Origin of the sequence: Methyloversatilis sp., assembly GCF_965284615.1 — a bacterium.
GTDB lineage: Bacteria > Pseudomonadota > Gammaproteobacteria > Burkholderiales > Rhodocyclaceae > Methyloversatilis.
The window spans coordinates 3214931-3230912 of sequence record NZ_OZ260098.1; the positions used below are offsets into that span (position 1 = coordinate 3214931).

The window sequence follows — 15982 nt, forward strand, 5'->3', positions numbered from 1 at the left end:
CGGCTTTCCGCGACGAAAGGCCGGCGGAACGCAGCGCGTCCCGGCCTGGCCGTCCGGATCAGGCGAGGCGGCCGAGCATGTCGTTGGCCTGCGCCTGCTGTTCCGCCGTGCCTTCGCGCACGACCTCCTGCAGCAACTCGCGCGCACCTTCCTTGTCACCCATCTCTTCGTAGGCGCGCGCCAGTTCTAGCTTGGTTTCGGCTTCCTCGGCCGCAGTCTGCGGCGGCTCCTCGCCGCCCAGCATGTCTTCCGGATTGATCACCGTTGACACCGCCGACGGCGGCAGCTCGTCAGCCGGCGGTGCCGCTTCGGCCAGAGCCTTGCCGACATCGCCCACCACGTCGGTGGCAAGCGTTGACGGGTCGGCGCCGAGGTCGAGATTGATGTCCGACAGGTCGATCACCGGCTCGGCAGACTGAGCTGGAACCGGCGCATCGGCCGCGTCGAAGTTGAAATCGATCAGGTTGCCGATGTCGGTGCGTTCGAGATCGACCACCGCTGCGGCGTCCTCACCCCCCTCTGCCGTCGGTTCGCTCGGCAGGGACAGATCGAGATCGAAGGCGGGTGCGTCCTGCTGGGCCAGCGTCTCTGCGGTATCGGCGACGTTCTTCTCCAGCACCAGCGTGCTCACGTCCTCGCCTTCCGGCTTGTCCGCCGTGAAGTCGAGACCGAGATCGAAGTCCAGCGACGATTCGCCTTCGGATTCCTCGCCCGGCTTGGTCAGGGTGGTCGCCACCCCGACGGTCGGCGACTGCGGTGCAGCCTCCGCCGGCGGCACGTCGAGATCGAAGTCGAGACCGGCATCGGCCGGCGATGCCGGCACATCGACATCGAGATCCGTCAGCACTGGCGGCGCATCCAGCGCCACGGTTGCCTGATTATCGTCCGGTGCATCGCCCGAAACCAGCTGGCCTATGTCGCCCGGCAGCGTCCAGGTATCGCGCATCTTGTCGGCACCGGCGACCACCACCGTTGCGGCCATCGCCGCCTGTGCGTCGCTGTCCGGCTCGGCTTCCGGCGAACCGCCATAGAGCGGATTCGTCGGATCGACCGCACGACCCATCTGCGCGGCCTTTTCCCAGTCGGCGCCCTTGCCACCGGTCTGCGCGTACAGCTCGGTGGCCAGCGTTTCGAACTGCTTAACCGATTTGCGCTGCGCGTAGATCTCGAGCAGCTTCAGATGAATGGCGTGCCGGCTGGGCTCGCTCTTCAATGCTTCGAGCAGGATTTCCTCGGCCTGGGCGTCGCGGCCATAGGCCATATAGACGTCCGCCTCGGCAACCGGATCGACGCCCTCGTCAGCGTCGATTGACGACAGCGAGGACTGGCTGAAATCGGTCTGGATGGAACTGGCGCTGGTATCGACGCTCTGTCCACCACCGGTCGCGCCGATGATGGAGGTTGACGCCGGCACCGCTTCCATGCCGGCCGTGGTTGACGGCGGCGACACATCGGGCGCGGGCGCCTTCGCCTTGTACTTGCGATAGCCAAGATAGCCGAGCAGCAGCACGAGGATGCCACCCAAGCCGGCGAGCGTACCCGGATCGGACAGCAAGCCCGGTTCCTCGATCGCCGCTTCCGGTTCTTCGTCGGTCGCCGCCGGCGGTGCGGCCGGCGCTTCCTTCGGCGCCTCGGCAGCGGGGGCCAGGGTCGGAGCCGGCTCGGCCTTCGGCGCCTCAGCGGCGGGCTTCTCGTCCGCCAGCGCGATCAGGTCGGGAACCGGCTTGTCCCCCGCCTTCTCAGCGGGCGCTTCCGGCTTCTTGCTGTCGGCGCCGGCAATCAGGTCGGGCACCGGCTTCTCTTCCGCCTTGGGCGCTGGCGCAGGTGCGGGCGCCGGCGCGGCTGCAGGCGGCGTCGCCGCCTTCTGCTGCGCTTCGGCCATCGGCGTGCTCTTCAGCTCCACCATCTTCTGCAATTCACGAACGTTGCGCTCGAGGTCGGCCAGACGGCTGTTGGCGTCCTTCAGCGCACGGTCCTTGGCGACCACTTCCTCTTCGAGCGCGCTGATCTTGCCGGACTCGGCAGCGGACTTCGACACCCGCACCTGATCGGAGGCGGCAGCGGCGGCCGGCGCCTTGTCTTCGACACGCGCCTCGATCTTGCCGCCGGAACTACGGCCACCGGCATCGGCGGCCGACGACGGGGTCGCGACGCTGCCGGCCAGGCGAGCGCGGTAGGCGGCGAAATCGGCGGTCTGGGCGGCGACGATGCTGCGCGCCTCCAGCGGCGACACGGCTTCGACGGCCGACTGATCGGGAATGCTAATGATGCGGCCAGCGCGCAGACGGTTCATGTTGCCGCCGTCGAATGCGTCCGGATTGGCGCGCACCAGCGCAACCAGCATCTGGTCGAGACTGACGCCGGACGGTGCGTTCTCGGTGGCGATACGGCGCAGCGTGTCGCCGCGGCGCACTTCGTACGTGCCATCGGCCGCCGGTGCGCGGGTCGGTGCAGCGGCCGGCGCAGCAGCAACGGCCCTCGAAGCGCTGCTGCCCGGTACGGCCACCGGTTCGACCGGCGCCGGGCGCGGCATGTCGGCTGGATCGAGCAGGAAGGTGTACTCGCGGACGAGTTGACCGGAGGCCCAGTTCAACTCGATCAGCATGTCGAGATAGGGTTCGTTGACCACGCGGTCGCTGGTCACCACCAGCACCGGGCGGCCGCCGCGCTTATCGACAGCGATCCTGACACCGGTGAGGCTGGACGCGAACTCGACGCCGGCCTGCTTGAAGGCGCTCGGCGAGGCGAGTTTGGCGGACATCGAGGAAAGTTCGTCTGCGTTGGCGGCGAGTTCGACTTCGGCGCGCAGCGGCTGGCCGATTGCAGACTGGACGGTGAGTTTGCCGAGACCGGCTGCCCCGACGGACAGCGGCAACGCCGACAGCAGCGCGGTCAGCAGGCGGATCGAATGTTTTTTATCGCTATGACGCACCGCGTTTTCCTCGCGCGCTAAAACCCAAATCTCAAAATAACATCATGGTCTTAGCCCTGCAAGCTAAACAGTCGCTTTATGTTGCGAAACTGTCTGTTACGACACGCTGCTTGCGGTGAAGCAGCGTGTCGGGTGCTACGTCAGGCTTCGACCAGGATACGCAGCATGCGGCGCAGCGGTTCCGCCGCCCCCCACAGCAGCTGGTCGCCGCAGGTGAAGGCTCCGAGATAGTCCGGCCCCATGTTGAGCTTGCGTACGCGACCGACCGGAATGGTCAGCGAACCGCTGACCGCTGCCGGCGTCAGGTCGCGCATGCTGTCCTCGCGATGGTTGGGCACGAACTTCACCCAGGCGTTGGCTTCGCGGATCATGCTTTCGATCTCGTCCAACGGCACATCGCGCTTCAACTTGATGGTCAGCGCCTGCGAATGGCAGCGCATCGCGCCAACACGGACACAGATGCCGTCGATCGGCGTGAGATCGGCACCGCTGCGGCCAAGGATCTTGTTGGTTTCTGCCTGACCCTTCCACTCTTCCTTGCTCTGCCCGCCGTCCAGTTCCTTGTCGATATATGGGATCAGCGAGCCGGCCAGCGGCACCCCGAACTGGGCCTTCGGGAAATCGGCGCTGCGCAGACTGTCGGTGACTGCGCGGTCGATGTCGAGAATGGCCGAGGCGTTGTCCTTCAGCATCGGTGCCGCCACGTTGTGCAAGGTGCCCATCTGGCTCAGCAGTTCGCGCATGTTCTGCGCACCGGCGCCCGACGCCGCCTGATAGGTCATGGCGCTCATCCACTCGACCAGACCGGCCGAGAACAGCGCGCCGACGCCCATCAGCATCAGGCTGACCGTGCAGTTGCCGCCGATGTAGTCCTTCACGCCGCGCGCCAGACCGTCCTTGATCACGCCCATGTTGACCGGGTCGAGGATGATGATGGCGTCGTCCTTCATGCGCAGCGCGGAGGCGGCGTCGATCCAGTAGCCCTTCCAGCCGGCGGCGCGCAGCTTCGGATACACCTCGTTGGTGTAGTCGCCGCCCTGGCAGGTGATGATGGCGTCCATCTTCGCCAGCTGGGTGACGTCGGTCGCATCCAGCAGCGGCGCACTGCCCTGCCCCACGTCCGGGCCGGCGGCGCCGACGCTGGATGTCGTGAAGAACACCGGTTCGACCAGCGCGAAATCGTTTTCCTCGCGCATGCGCTGCATGAGCACCGAGCCCACCATGCCGCGCCAACCCACCATACCGAGCTTCAACATGTCCGTTTCCTTGTCCGTCCGTTACAGGGCCGCGAGTACGGCGTCGCCCATCTGCTTCGTTCCGACCCGGGTCGTGCCCGGTTCGAAGATGTCGCCGGTGCGGTAGCCCTGGGCCAGCACCTTGCGTACCGCGTTCTCGATGCGCACGGCCGACGCTTCGTCGCCGAAGCTGTAGCGCAGCATCATCGCCGCCGACAGGATGGTGGCCAGCGGATTGGCCACGCCCTGGCCGGCGATGTCCGGCGCCGAACCGTGACTGGGCTCATACAGGCCCTTGTTGTTGGCGTCGAGCGAGGCCGACGGCAGCATGCCGATGGACCCGGTGAGCATCGATGCCTCGTCCGACAGGATGTCGCCGAACATGTTGCCGGTCACCACCACGTCGAACTGCTTGGGCGCCTTAACCAGCTGCATCGCCGCGTTGTTGACCAGCATGTGGCTCAGTTCGACGTCCGGATAGTCCTTGGCCATGTCCGAAATGACTTCGCGCCACAGCTGGGTGCACTCGAGCACATTCATCTTGTCGACTGAACAGAGCTTCTTGCCACGCTTGCGCGCCGCCCCGAAGGCGACGCGGCCGATGCGGCGGATCTCTTCTTCAGCGTAGATCATGGTGTTCCAGCCGACGCGCTGTTCGCCCCACGGGGTGTCACGCACTTCGATGCCGCGTGGCTGGCCGAAGTAGATGTCACCGGTCAGTTCGCGCACGATCAGGATGTCCAGGCCGGACACGATTTCCGGCTTCAGCGACGAGGCGTTGGCCAGTTCCGGATACAGGATGGCCGGGCGCAGATTGGCGAACACGCCCAGTTCGGCACGGATGCGCAGCAGGCCGCGCTCGGGGCGCTGTTCGCGCGGAAGCGTGTCCCACTTCGGGCCGCCGACCGCGCCGAGCAGGATGGCGTCGGCTTCGCGCGCCAGCTTCGAGGTCGCGTCCGGATAAGGGTCGCCGGTGGCGTCCACTGCGCCGCCGCCGAGCAGCGCGTGCTCGAATTCGATCTTCAGGCCGTCACTGCGCAGGGCCTCCAGCACGCGCAGCGCTTCGGCGGTGATTTCGGGACCGATGCCGTCGCCGGCGAGAACACAGACTTTCACGGATTGCTCCAGTAGGAATCAGGCAAACAGCCAGGGCTGTTCGATGCGGCGACGCGCTTCGAACTCGCGGATCTTGTCGGCCTGACGCAGGGTCAGGCCGATGTCGTCGAAACCGTTAATCAGGCAGTACTTGCGGAAGGCATCGACGTCGAACTTGATGGCGTGGCCATCCGGGCGCACCACCACCTGCTTGTCGAGGTCGATGTGCAGGCGGTAGCCCGTCGTGCCGGCGCACTGCAGGAACAGCTGCTCGACTTCTCTCTCCGGCAGGCGGATCGGCAGCAGGCCGTTCTTGAAGCAGTTGCTGTAGAAGATGTCGGCGAAGGTGGTGCCGATGATCGCGCGAAAGCCGTAGTCCTCAATCGCCCACGGCGCGTGCTCGCGCGACGAGCCGCAGCCGAAGTTCTCGCGCACCAGCAGCACGCTGGCGCCCTGGAAGCGCGGCTGGTTCAGCACGAAGTCCGGATTCAGCGGACGCTTCGAGTGGTCCTGACCCGGCTCGCCGACATCGAGGTAGCGCCATTCGTCGAACAGCGTCGGGCCGAAGCCCGAACGCTTGATCGACTTCAGGTACTGCTTCGGAATGATGGCGTCGGTATCGACGTTGGCGCGGTCCAGCGGCGCGACCAGGCCGTCAAGAGTGGTGAATGCTTTCATGACTGTCCTTGTTTCGCCGCTTACTTCGCGGACTTCTCGATGGCCTCGCCACCCTTCTTGATGTCCTTGCCGATGCCTTCGACGGTATTGCAGCCGGCCAGCATCAGGGTCATCGCGCTCAGGATCACGGCAATCAGCTTCATGTTCTGCTTTTCCTCGATCAGACAGTCATTCAGACAATTTCACGGACATCGGCGAAACGACCGGCGATCGCCGCCGCCGCTGCCATCTGCGGGCTGACCAGATGCGTGCGCCCGCCGGCCCCCTGGCGACCTTCGAAATTGCGGTTCGAGGTTGACGCGCAACGCTCGCCCGGCTCCAGCCGGTCGGCGTTCATCGCCAGGCACATTGAACAGCCCGGCTCGCGCCATTCGAAACCGGCCGCCTTGAACACCTTGTCCAGCCCTTCTGCCTCGGCCTGCGCCTTGACCAGACCGGAACCCGGCACCACAAGCGCCAGCTTCACGTTGTCGGCGACGCGGCGGCCGTCAACCACGCGGGCTGCGGCGCGCAGATCCTCGATGCGCGAATTGGTACAGGAGCCGATGAACACCTTGTCGATGCGGATCTGGTCGATCGGCGTACGCGGCGTGAGACCCATGTACTGCAGCGCGCGGGCCACGCCCTCGCGCTTGACCGGGTCGGCGAAATCTTCCGGCGCCGGCACCTGGCCGCGCACGTCGGTCACCATCTCCGGCGATGTGCCCCAGGTCACCTGCGGCAGGATCTTTCGGGCGTCGATGTTGACCACGCGGTCGAACTGCGCGCCCTCGTCAGATTTCAGCGTGCGCCAGTACTCGACGGCACGGTCCCACTGCTCTGCGCGAGGCGAGAACGGCCGGCCACGCAGGTAGTCGATGGTGGTGTCGTTGACCGCCACCATGCCGGCGCGGGCACCGCCCTCGATCGCCATATTGCACAGCGTCATGCGGCCTTCCATCGACAGGCCGCGGATGGCCGAGCCACCGAACTCGATCGCGTAGCCGGTGCCACCGGCCGTGCCGATGACGCCGATGAAGTAGAGCGCGATGTCCTTGGCGCTGACACCCTTGCCCAGTTCGCCCTCGACGCGGATGAGCATGGACTTCGACTTCTTCTGCAGCAGGCACTGCGTCGCCATGACGTGCTCGACTTCCGACGTGCCAATGCCATGCGCGAGGCAGCCAAAGGCGCCGTGGGTCGAGGTATGCGAATCGCCGCAGACCACGGTCATTCCGGGCAGCGTGGCACCGTTCTCCGGGCCGATCACATGCACGATGCCCTGGCGCTTGTCGCGGAAGGGAAAATAGGCCAAGGCGCCGAAGGCGCGGATGTTGTCGTCCAGCGTTTCGACCTGGGCACGCGAGGTCGGGTCGGCAATGCCCTGCTCCGAACGGTCGGTCGGCACATTGTGGTCGGCGGTGGCGACGATGGAATCGACGCGCCAGGGCTTGCGATTGGCCAGTCGCAGACCTTCGAAGGCCTGCGGGCTGGTGACTTCATGCACCAGGTGACGGTCGATGTAGAGCAGTGCGGTACCGTCATCCTCGGTATGCACCACGTGACTGGACCACAGCTTGTCGTAAAGCGTTTGCGCCATTGCAACGATTCCGGCTGATCAGCGAAACCAGGGATTATAACCTTGCGGCGCAGCATTCAGCCGGCAGCGATCAGCCGCTCCTGACCACTTCACCCGGTGGCCACATGCGCGCCAGCAGCAGACATCCGGCCAGCGCGAACACTGAACTGAGCACGAAGGCCCAACCGCCGCCGAGCGGCGCCCACATCCAGCCACTGATCAACCCGCCGACCATGCCGCCGGCGCCGAAGGACACGCTGCCGTAGAGCGCCTGCGCCCGCCCCTGCTGGCGGGCGTCGAACCACTGGTTCAGCGCAGCCACCGAACTGGCGTGAAAGGCGCCGAAGGTCAGACCGTGCAGCAGCTGGGCCGCCAGCAGCCAGGGAAGAGAATCGACCAGCCAACCTATCATCGAGAAGCGCAGCACGGCAGCGGCCAGAGCCGCCAGCAGCATGGCGCGCAACGTGAAGCGGCGCATCAGCGAGGGCATCCACAGGAAAACGGCGATCTCGGCCAGTACGCCCAGCGTCCACAGGGCGCCGATCAGGCTCTTGCTATAGCCATGCTCATCCAGGTGGATCGAGTAGAAGACGTACAGCGCACCGTGCGCACAGCTCATGAAGAAGGCAGCGCCGAACAGGCCCGCCACCGGGCGGCGACGCAGGATGTCGCGCAGGCCCTCGGTGGCGCGCGGACGGTCGGCGTGTTCCGGCGCCTCAGGCAAACTGAAGGCGAACAGGCAGATGCCGCCCAGTATCAGGCTGCAGGCCCAAAGCACGGCGCGCAGCCCGGTACGGTCCAGCATTTCACCCAGCGCCAGCACGGTGATGACGAAGCCGATCGAGCCCCATACGCGGATGGCGCCGTAGCGGGCCACCTTCGACTTCAGGTGCTCCAGCGTCAGCGCCTCGACCAGCGGCAGCGAAGCGCTCCAGAAGAAGGACATCAGCGCCATCGCCACGAACACGCCAATGAACTGTTCGGTACTGAAGAAAATGAGGAAACCGACCAGGCTGGCCGCACCGGCACCACGGATGATGGGCGTACGCGCACCGATGCGATCGGCCAGCCAGCCCCACATGCCGGGCGCGACGATGCGCATCACCTGCATCAGCGACATGACGATGGCGATGTCGGCGGCGGAGAAGCCGATCGAGGACAGGTAGAGCCCGAAGTACGGGGAAAAGGCGCCGACGAAGGCGAAATAGAAGAGGTAGTAGGCGGACAGTCGCCAGTAGGGGAGCGGCATCGGGCGAAGTGTACCGCAGCCGGCAGCGCGGCCGGCGGCGATTCAGCGCGTGCCGTGGCGCAGCTGTATCACCCCTTCGCCGATGCGCTGCGCGACCAGTTCGGACTGTATGCCCTCGCTGTAGCTGACGATGTCGTAGCCGGCGTAGCCGCCAGCGCGCGCCAGCTGTTCGGCACGCCGGCGGAACACCATGCGCGCCTCGCCCTCGCCGCCCGGCCGCGTGCGCATCTTCTTCATGCCGAGGTAGTAGGTGTCCTCGGACAGCTGCGCCTCCTCGATGGTCCAGTTCGGCGCCATCGGATCGAGCACGACGTAGGCGAGATAGGCAGCACCGGCGAAGTAGATGAGCTTTTCCGGCGTCGTCGTGTAGCCCGGCGTCAAGCGCAGCTTGGTATCCGGAATGACGGAACTGGTCGCACTTGGCAACGAGCGATCGAGCGACGAACAGGCCGCCGCCAGTGTGGCGGCAAGCAAGGCTGCGGACAGGCGTGCCGTCATGATCAGGCTCCGATGAAGTTGAACAGCGACAGGCCGGACACTTTAAGGAAGGACTGCTGGGCCGCCTGCAGATACGCCTGCTGCTGCGTGAGCTTGCTCAGCGCCTCGGTGTAGTTCAGGTCGCGCAGGTTCGACAGCGAGGACTCGAACTGCAGATTCACCTCCTCGCCGAGCGAATCGAGCGCCGCGAGTTCGGAGCTCCGGGCGCCGATGCGCGCGCGCGCGGTCAGCAGGTTGTCGGTCAACTGATCAATGTTCGAGATCGCCGAGCCGATCGCATTGCTCACCTTGGCCAGCGCATTCGCGTCGCCGGACGCGGGTTGCTCGAGCGCGAGGATCACGTCGCCGATGGTTTCGAACACGCTCTGCGAAGTGCTGATCTCCAGGGACACGCGATCACCGTCGGCCGGCGCACCGGTCATCGAGAAGCGAGCGCCGAAATTGAAGGGCGGCTCGGAACCGCCGTTCGAACGCAAGTTGATCACGTCGCCCGGCAGGAAGGTCCGCGGCAGCGGCGCGCCGCCCGGTGCGGCGCCGGTCAGCAGCGAATTGCCGCTCGCGTTGTCGATGATGTCGTAGGTGGTCGTGCCGCCGGACACTGCGAATACGACCTCGAAGTCGCCCGAATTGGCCGGATCGTTCCACGCGCTCATGTCGGTGACGCTGCCGGCGTCGAGCACGGCGGTGCCGCGGTTCGCCGGGTCCGGCGTCAGCGAGAAATTGCCGTTGCCCGAGGGCACGCGCATGAACACGTTGGCGCCGGAATCGCTGATTGCCAGACGGCGATTGCTGCCCACCTGCGCCTCGCGCTGACCATCGTCGCCGGCGTAGCTCACACCGGCCTCGACACTGCCGGAGAAGGGCTGGGTCGTGCTCTTGTAGCCGCTGAACAGATAGTCGCCGAACGCATCGCGCGAATTCGCGATACCCATCACTTCGGAGAACATCGCGCGGATGTCGGTGGCAATCGCCTTGCGGTCGGAATCAGCCAGCGCCGCGCTGCGCGACTGGATCAGGCGCTCGCGTATGGTCGCCAGGATGTCGCCGGCCGTGGCGATCTGTGATTCGGCAAAGCCGAGCGCACTGGTGGCGTCACGACGGTTGATCGCGAACTGGTCGTTCATCGACTTCGATTGCTCGACTTCGAGCGCACGCGCCGACGCCACGGGATCGTCAGAGGGCGCCAGCACGCGGCGACCGGTTGAACAACTGCTGCTGCAGCCTGAACAGGTCGCCGCTCTGACGCACGAGCCCCGATGTGCCGGTCTCATAGATGGTATTGGTCGAAACACGCATTACAACTCTCCTCAGCCGCCCAGCTGCAGCACGGTATCGAACAGCCGACTGGCGATCTCAATCATCTTGCCGGACGCCTGGTATGCCTGTTGATAACGGAGCAGATTGGCCGCTTCTTCATCGAGATTGACGCCCGACAGCGACTGCTGCGACTCGGTGACACGCGACAGCAGCACGTCCTGTGCCTTCTGGTTCACCTGGATTTCGCGTGCCTGCGAACCGATCTCGGCCACCATCTGCGCGTAAGCTCCCTGGAAACCGGTGGTGCCGCCGGCCAGCGTGTCCGCATCCTGCAGCGCGGCCAGCGCCAGCAGGTTGCGGTTGTCGCCCTGACCGCTGGCATTGGCCTGGATGGTGAAGGTGTCACCGTCGCGCGGAATTCCCGACAGCTGGAAGGTGAAGCCGCCCTGGCCGGCAAAGGTGAAGCTTGCGCCGGCCGAATCGGTGGCCGGGTTGTAGGCGATGGTGCCGCCCGGCCCGCCGGTCACGTTGAACACATTGGTCGCGGCGTCGAAGGTCAGCGTGATCGGGCCGCCCAACGGCAGGCCGGTGGTCGAGGTGACGGTACCGGCACTGATGCTGCCGGAGCCGGAATTGTTCAGGCTGGCCGCAGTGCTGATCGGCATCGCCACCGCCAGCATGCGCGGGTCCGACAGCAGCGTGCGGATGTCCGAGGCGCCATTGCGCGTCGGCTGGATCAGGAAGCTGTCGCCGGCGGCCAGAGTGGTAGCGCCCGAATCCAGCGTGAAGCCCTGCGGGCTGCCGGCAGGCGGCAGACCGCCCAGCGTCGCCGCGGTCCAGCTCACGTTGTCGGAAAGGCGGGTGAGCGTGTAGTTGGCGCCGTCGTAGCGCAGACGGTAGTCGCTGGTGGTCAGTTCAGACGAATCGTTGATCGTCACGTTGACCTGTGCTGCCGCGACGGTGTCGTTGGTGCTTGCCGGCAGCGCGCTGCCGGACAGGGTGTTGAAGAAGGCCGTGCCCAGCGCACCGTTCAGGTCCTGGCCGAGCAGGTGCTGCGCGTTGAACTGCTCCGCCATGCCGATGGCGACGCGACCGAGCGCGTTCTGCGCCTCGTCCAGCGTTTCGCGGCGGAAGGCCAGCAGGCCACCGAGCTTGCCGCCGCTGAGCGAGGACTCCTGCATGCGCAGCACGGTGCCGCCGGGGGCCGTGTAGGTGACTTCGGTACGGCTGGCGTCCTCGACCGACGGTCCGGCAGTCAGCAGGAAGGCGCTGCCACCGACGACGACGGGCTGACCGTTGCCGATGAATAGATTGATCGAGCCATCGCTCTGCTGCAGCTGGGTCACACGCACCAGGTCGTTCAGCTGGCTGATCAGCCGCTCGCGCATGTCGAGCATGTCGTTGGCCAGACGGGTCGGACCGGTGCTCGCCTCGGCCACGGCAATCTGGTTGTTGTAGCGGGCGATCTGCGTCGCGAGCTGATTGATTTCCTCGACCGTGCCGGAGATTTCGCCATTGAGACCGGTACGGACCTCGTCCAGCCGCAGATCGAGCGCATTGAAGCGCGCGGTCATGGCCTGTGCAGCCGAAATGACCGACTGCCGGGCGGCGAGCGAGGTGGGCGAGGCAGTCACGCTCTGCAGCGCATCGAAGAAGCCGGACATCGCCGGCGACATGCCCGCGTCGGCGTCGGCAAGCAGGTTGTCGAGGGCGCCGATCTGATCGGCGTAGGCGTTGTACTCGGCGCTCTGCGTACGCGCCTCCATCACCTGGGCCGTCAGGAACTGGCTGTAGATGCGGCGTACGGTCTCGATCCGTGCGCCCTGGCCGAAGAAGCCGGCGCCGGTCTGCTGCGGATCGTTGGTGCCGAAGATGACTTCCTGCCGGGTGTAACCGGTGGTCGCCGCATTCGAAATGTTGTGACCGGTCGTGACCAGCGCGGCCTGTGCCGCATTCAGTCCGGAGATGCCGATGCTGTAGAGCTGCGTTCCCATGATGTGCCGTCTCGTCAGAGTGCTTGGGACACGTCAAAGCAAGAGCTTTGCCAGCTCCGTTTTATAGGCGTCACACTGGACTGGAACAATGTCGGGGATGGTCACTCCCGCTCATCGCATATCGGCCACGGACGTGGCTTTCAAGACATCGGCCGGACGCGCCGAGGTGGTCCGGCGGGCACACCGGCTGACACCGCTCGAACGCGCGGTGCTGATAGTCGCCGACGGGCGGCAGGATTTTGCCGGCCTGCTTGCCGCTCTCGGCCGGGCGGCCAGCGGCGACACGGATGCGGCGGCCGCGTTGACCAGGCTGATCGAACTCGGACTGCTCGACATCGAGCGCCCGGCGCCGGTCGCCTCCACCGGGCGGAAGTCGCTGGCGCTGGCCCGCCTCTACCTGATCGAAAGTGTGGAGCGCGCCTTGCGCGGACAGACCGACGCGCTGAAGCCGCTGTTGCGCGACGCCACCGACGAGGCGGGCGTGCGCCGTGCGTTGCTGGCCTGCGAGAAGGCGCTTCTGGATGCGGGTGCGGCCCGGCAGGCCAGCCTGATCCGTGCGCGCTGTCTGGAGCTGCTGCCGTGAGCGGCGGGCCGGCGCTACCGCCCCGCCCGCAGGATCAGCCCGACAAGGCGGCGCGCAGCAACGGGCCCTTGATGATGCGTTCGAGCTTGTCGGCGTAAGCCGGGTCGGTGGCGTAACCCGCCTGCTGCAGGCCGCGGGCGAAACTGCCGGCGTCCTGCGCACCGAGCACGCGGGCGTAGCGCGGCTGGTTCTGCAACAGACGGGCGTAGTCGGCGAAGCTTTCTTCGTAGGAGCCGTAACTGCGGAAGGCATCCGTCTGTTTGGTCCAGCGGCCGTCGATGAACTCGCTGGCCGAAACGGTGACGGTCTGCCCCTGCCAGCTGCTGCCGGCCTTGATATTGAAAAGGTTGTGGCTGGGCGTACCGTCGGCCGACGTCAGTTCGGCTCGGCCCCAGCCGGTTTCGAGCGCGGCCTGGGCAACCAGGAACTGCGCCGGAATGCCAGTCGCACGACTGGCCGACAGCGCGGCCGGCCATACCCGCTCGACGAAGGCACGCGCGTGCTCCGGCACATCGCGCGTCCTGACCGGCGCAAGTTCGGCCAATGCCGCTTCGAGGTCGGCGGCAGCGGCTGCTTCACCCGGCTGCAGACTCTGCCGCAGGGCGGCAGAGCTTGCCGCTGCCGGCATCCGCGGCAGGCCCTGGAACAGCCCGGCCTCGGACAGCGGCTTCAGTTCGGGCCTCACCGAGGTATCGGCGCTGTTCGCGTTCGCCGACAGCTGCCGTTCGAGCACGCGCGCCAGACCGGTACCGCCGCCTTCGGTCATGACCTGGGCCCATTGCTGGTCCAGCATGTCCTGGTACATCTTGCTTTCCTGACCGCCGAACAGTTCGTCGCCGTGCGAGGCCTCGCGCATCGACTTGATCACCACCTGCAGGAACATCGCCTCGAACTGCTTGGCTGCGGCCTTCAGCGCCTCCGGCGAGTTGTCGCGCGCCGCGCGGCGCAGCACGTCGAGGCCGCGCACGTCGGCGGCCAGCGTGTTGAGCGCGGCGTTCTCCATCAGATCACTTCCAGTTCGGCGCGCAGGGCACCGGCCGCCTTCATCGCCTGCAGGATGATGATGAGATCCTGCGGATTGGCCCCCAGCGCGTTCAGCGCACGAACGACTTCAGACAGGTTGGCGCCCTTCTTCACATTGATCAGCGCGCTGCCTTCCTGCTGGATGTCTATCTGGTTGCGTTCCGCCACCACGGTCTGCCCGCCGGACAACGGCGCCGGCTGGCTGATCACCGGCTCGGAACTGACGGTCACCGACAGGTTGCCGTGTGCGACCGCACAGCTGTCCAGCGTGACCGCCTGATTCATCACCACCGAACCGGTGCGCGAATTGACGATCACCTTGGCGGCCTGCTGCGCCGGCGTGACGTCGAGATTCTCGATGCGGCTCATGAAGGCGACGCGCTGGTTCGGGTCCAGCGGTGCGCGCACCTGGATACGCCGGGCGTTGACCGCCACCGCGGTGCCGGGACCGGCACTGCCGTTGATCGCATCGACCATGCGCTGCGTGGTGCCGAAGTCGGTGGTGTGGGTTTCGAGATTGATGAAATCGCCCTCGCCCACCGCCGTCGGCACCGCGCGCTCGACCGTGGCGCCACCGGCAATGCGGCCCACGGACAGATGATTGATGGTGACCGACGACCCACCGGCCGAGGCGCCGGCGCCGCCGACCACCACATTGCCCTGGGCCATGCCGTAGATCTGGCCGTCCGCGCCCTTGAGCGGCGTCATCACGAGGGTGCCGCCGCGCAGACTCTTGGCGTTGCCCATTGACGACACGGTCACGTCCATCGCCTGACCGGGCCGCGCGAAGGACGGCAGGCTGGCGGTCACCATCACCGCAGCGACGTTCTTCAGCTGCAGGTTCTGCCCGGGCGGCAAGGTCACACCCATGTTGCCGAGCATGTTGATCACGCTCTGCACGGTGAAGGGGGTCTGCGTCGTCTGGTCACCGGAGCCATCGAGGCCGACCACCAGGCCGTAGCCGACCAGCTGGTTGTTGCGCACGCCCGACAGCGACGCCAGGTCCTTGATGCGCTCGGCACTGGCGGGCAGCGCGGCCAGCCATGCAAGTACGAAGAATGTGATGAAGCGCTTCATTTCAGTTCGCCTTCCGGGCGGCAGTACAGTGCCTTTTATACGCCGGCGACCAGGAACCCGATGGCCGGAAAAGAGGGCTGATTCCTCATCACAGCGGCAGGAAGCTCAGGAAGAAGCGCCCCAGCCAGCCCATCACCTGCGCCTCGTCGATATAGCCGGTGGCGCGGTACTCGATGCGCGCATCGGCCACCTGGGTCAACTGCACCGTGTTCGCCGCGGTCACCTGGGTCGGATTCACGACGCCGGAGAAGCGGATGTACTCGTCGCCCTGGTTGATCGCGACCTTCTTCTCACCGGACACCAGCAGATTGCCGTTCGGCAGCACCTCGATCACGGTGACGGTGATGGTGCCAGTGAAGTTGTTGTCGGCCGAGGACGCGCCCTTGCCGGCGAACACGTTCTCGCTGTTCGCCTGCACGCCGATGCCCTGTGCGCCCTTGAGCGGCACGCCGGCGATGCGCGGCACGCTGACCTCGATGTCCTGCGAGCGATCAGCCGAGCTCGACGACTTCTTCGCCGCCTGCGTGCGCTCGCTCAGGTTGATCACCAGCGTGTCGCCGACCATGCGCGCGCGACGGTCCTCGAACAGCGGTCGCACGGCGCCCGGCTGAAAGATCGCGCCAGCGTTGGTCTGATACTGCGGACGCGGTTCCGGACGCACCGACATCGGCTGATGCACCGCGGTCGGCGGCGTCGTCGTGACGCAGCCGGCAAGCATTGCCGCCACGACCAGCACCACGGCAAAACCTGCGCAGCGGGCGGCAAGGTGAAGGCGTTGGGCATTCATGGTGGTCTCCGCCGGA

General features: G+C 66.2%; 15 protein-coding genes. 1 reads left to right on the forward strand and 14 read right to left on the reverse strand.

Features of this window, described 5'->3' with window-relative positions; genetic code table 11:
- Positions 1-58: 58 nt before the first annotated feature.
- The 11 genes from ACQ66H_RS15275 to flgK all read right to left on the reverse strand — a co-directional run bounded on the left by ACQ66H_RS15275 (position 59) and on the right by flgK (position 12496).
- The gene (locus tag ACQ66H_RS15275; protein WP_430434713.1) at positions 59-2932 is read right to left on the reverse strand and encodes a FimV/HubP family polar landmark protein; all 2874 of its coding nucleotides are present in this window, start codon (positions 2930-2932) and stop codon (positions 59-61) included.
- A 140-nt stretch (positions 2933-3072) separates the two neighbouring features.
- A complete protein-coding gene (gene asd / locus ACQ66H_RS15280) occupies positions 3073-4188 on the reverse strand; it encodes an aspartate-semialdehyde dehydrogenase (protein ID WP_430434714.1) in 1116 nt (371 codons plus the stop codon).
- 21 nt (positions 4189-4209) lie between these two features.
- Positions 4210-5283, reverse strand: a complete 1074-nt coding sequence (gene leuB, locus ACQ66H_RS15285; RefSeq protein ID WP_430434715.1) for a 3-isopropylmalate dehydrogenase — start codon at positions 5281-5283, stop codon at positions 4210-4212.
- 18 nt (positions 5284-5301) lie between these two features.
- Entirely contained in the window at positions 5302-5940 is a 639-nt protein-coding gene (gene leuD, locus ACQ66H_RS15290; protein WP_430434716.1) for a 3-isopropylmalate dehydratase small subunit, read from the reverse strand.
- Between the two features lie 20 nt (positions 5941-5960).
- Positions 5961-6083, reverse strand: a complete 123-nt coding sequence (locus ACQ66H_RS15295; RefSeq protein WP_019917319.1) for an entericidin A/B family lipoprotein — start codon at positions 6081-6083, stop codon at positions 5961-5963.
- Positions 6084-6112: 29 nt separating this feature from the next.
- Positions 6113-7519 (reverse strand): 3-isopropylmalate dehydratase large subunit, encoded by a 1407-nt coding sequence (gene leuC / locus ACQ66H_RS15300; RefSeq protein ID WP_430434717.1) that lies wholly within the window; start codon positions 7517-7519, stop codon positions 6113-6115.
- 70 nt (positions 7520-7589) lie between these two features.
- On the reverse strand, positions 7590-8747 hold the full coding sequence (locus ACQ66H_RS15305; protein ID WP_430434718.1) for an MFS transporter: 1158 nt from the start codon (positions 8745-8747) through the stop codon (positions 7590-7592).
- Between the two features lie 42 nt (positions 8748-8789).
- Positions 8790-9245, reverse strand: a complete 456-nt coding sequence (locus ACQ66H_RS15310) for a hypothetical protein (protein WP_430434719.1) — start codon at positions 9243-9245, stop codon at positions 8790-8792.
- A gap of 2 nt (positions 9246-9247) precedes the next feature.
- Entirely contained in the window at positions 9248-10435 is a 1188-nt protein-coding gene (gene flgL, locus ACQ66H_RS15315; RefSeq protein ID WP_430434720.1) for a flagellar hook-associated protein FlgL, read from the reverse strand.
- Entirely contained in the window at positions 10419-10541 is a 123-nt protein-coding gene (locus tag ACQ66H_RS15320) for a hypothetical protein (protein WP_430434721.1), read from the reverse strand. The genes flgL and ACQ66H_RS15320 overlap by 17 nt, the downstream gene beginning before the upstream one ends.
- Before the next feature lie 11 nt (positions 10542-10552).
- Complete coding sequence (gene flgK / locus ACQ66H_RS15325; RefSeq protein WP_430434722.1) at positions 10553-12496, reverse strand: flagellar hook-associated protein FlgK; 1944 nt, start codon at positions 12494-12496, stop codon at positions 10553-10555.
- Between the two features lie 133 nt (positions 12497-12629).
- Between flgK and ACQ66H_RS15330 the strand changes: the two genes are divergently transcribed.
- Positions 12630-13079, forward strand: a complete 450-nt coding sequence (locus tag ACQ66H_RS15330) for a hypothetical protein (RefSeq protein ID WP_430434723.1) — start codon at positions 12630-12632, stop codon at positions 13077-13079.
- 34 nt (positions 13080-13113) lie between these two features.
- Here ACQ66H_RS15330 and flgJ read toward each other — a convergent pair whose 3' ends face one another.
- The 3 genes from flgJ to ACQ66H_RS15345 form a co-directional block, all read right to left on the reverse strand.
- Positions 13114-14082: a flagellar assembly peptidoglycan hydrolase FlgJ gene (gene flgJ / locus ACQ66H_RS15335; protein WP_430434724.1), complete on the reverse strand. Its 969-nt coding sequence runs from the start codon at positions 14080-14082 to the stop codon at positions 13114-13116.
- Positions 14082-15179, reverse strand: a complete 1098-nt coding sequence (locus tag ACQ66H_RS15340) for a flagellar basal body P-ring protein FlgI (RefSeq protein WP_430434725.1) — start codon at positions 15177-15179, stop codon at positions 14082-14084. The genes flgJ and ACQ66H_RS15340 overlap by 1 nt, the downstream gene beginning before the upstream one ends.
- Positions 15180-15267: 88 nt before the next feature.
- On the reverse strand, positions 15268-15966 hold the full coding sequence (locus tag ACQ66H_RS15345; RefSeq protein WP_430434726.1) for a flagellar basal body L-ring protein FlgH: 699 nt from the start codon (positions 15964-15966) through the stop codon (positions 15268-15270).
- Positions 15967-15982 lie beyond the last annotated feature (16 nt).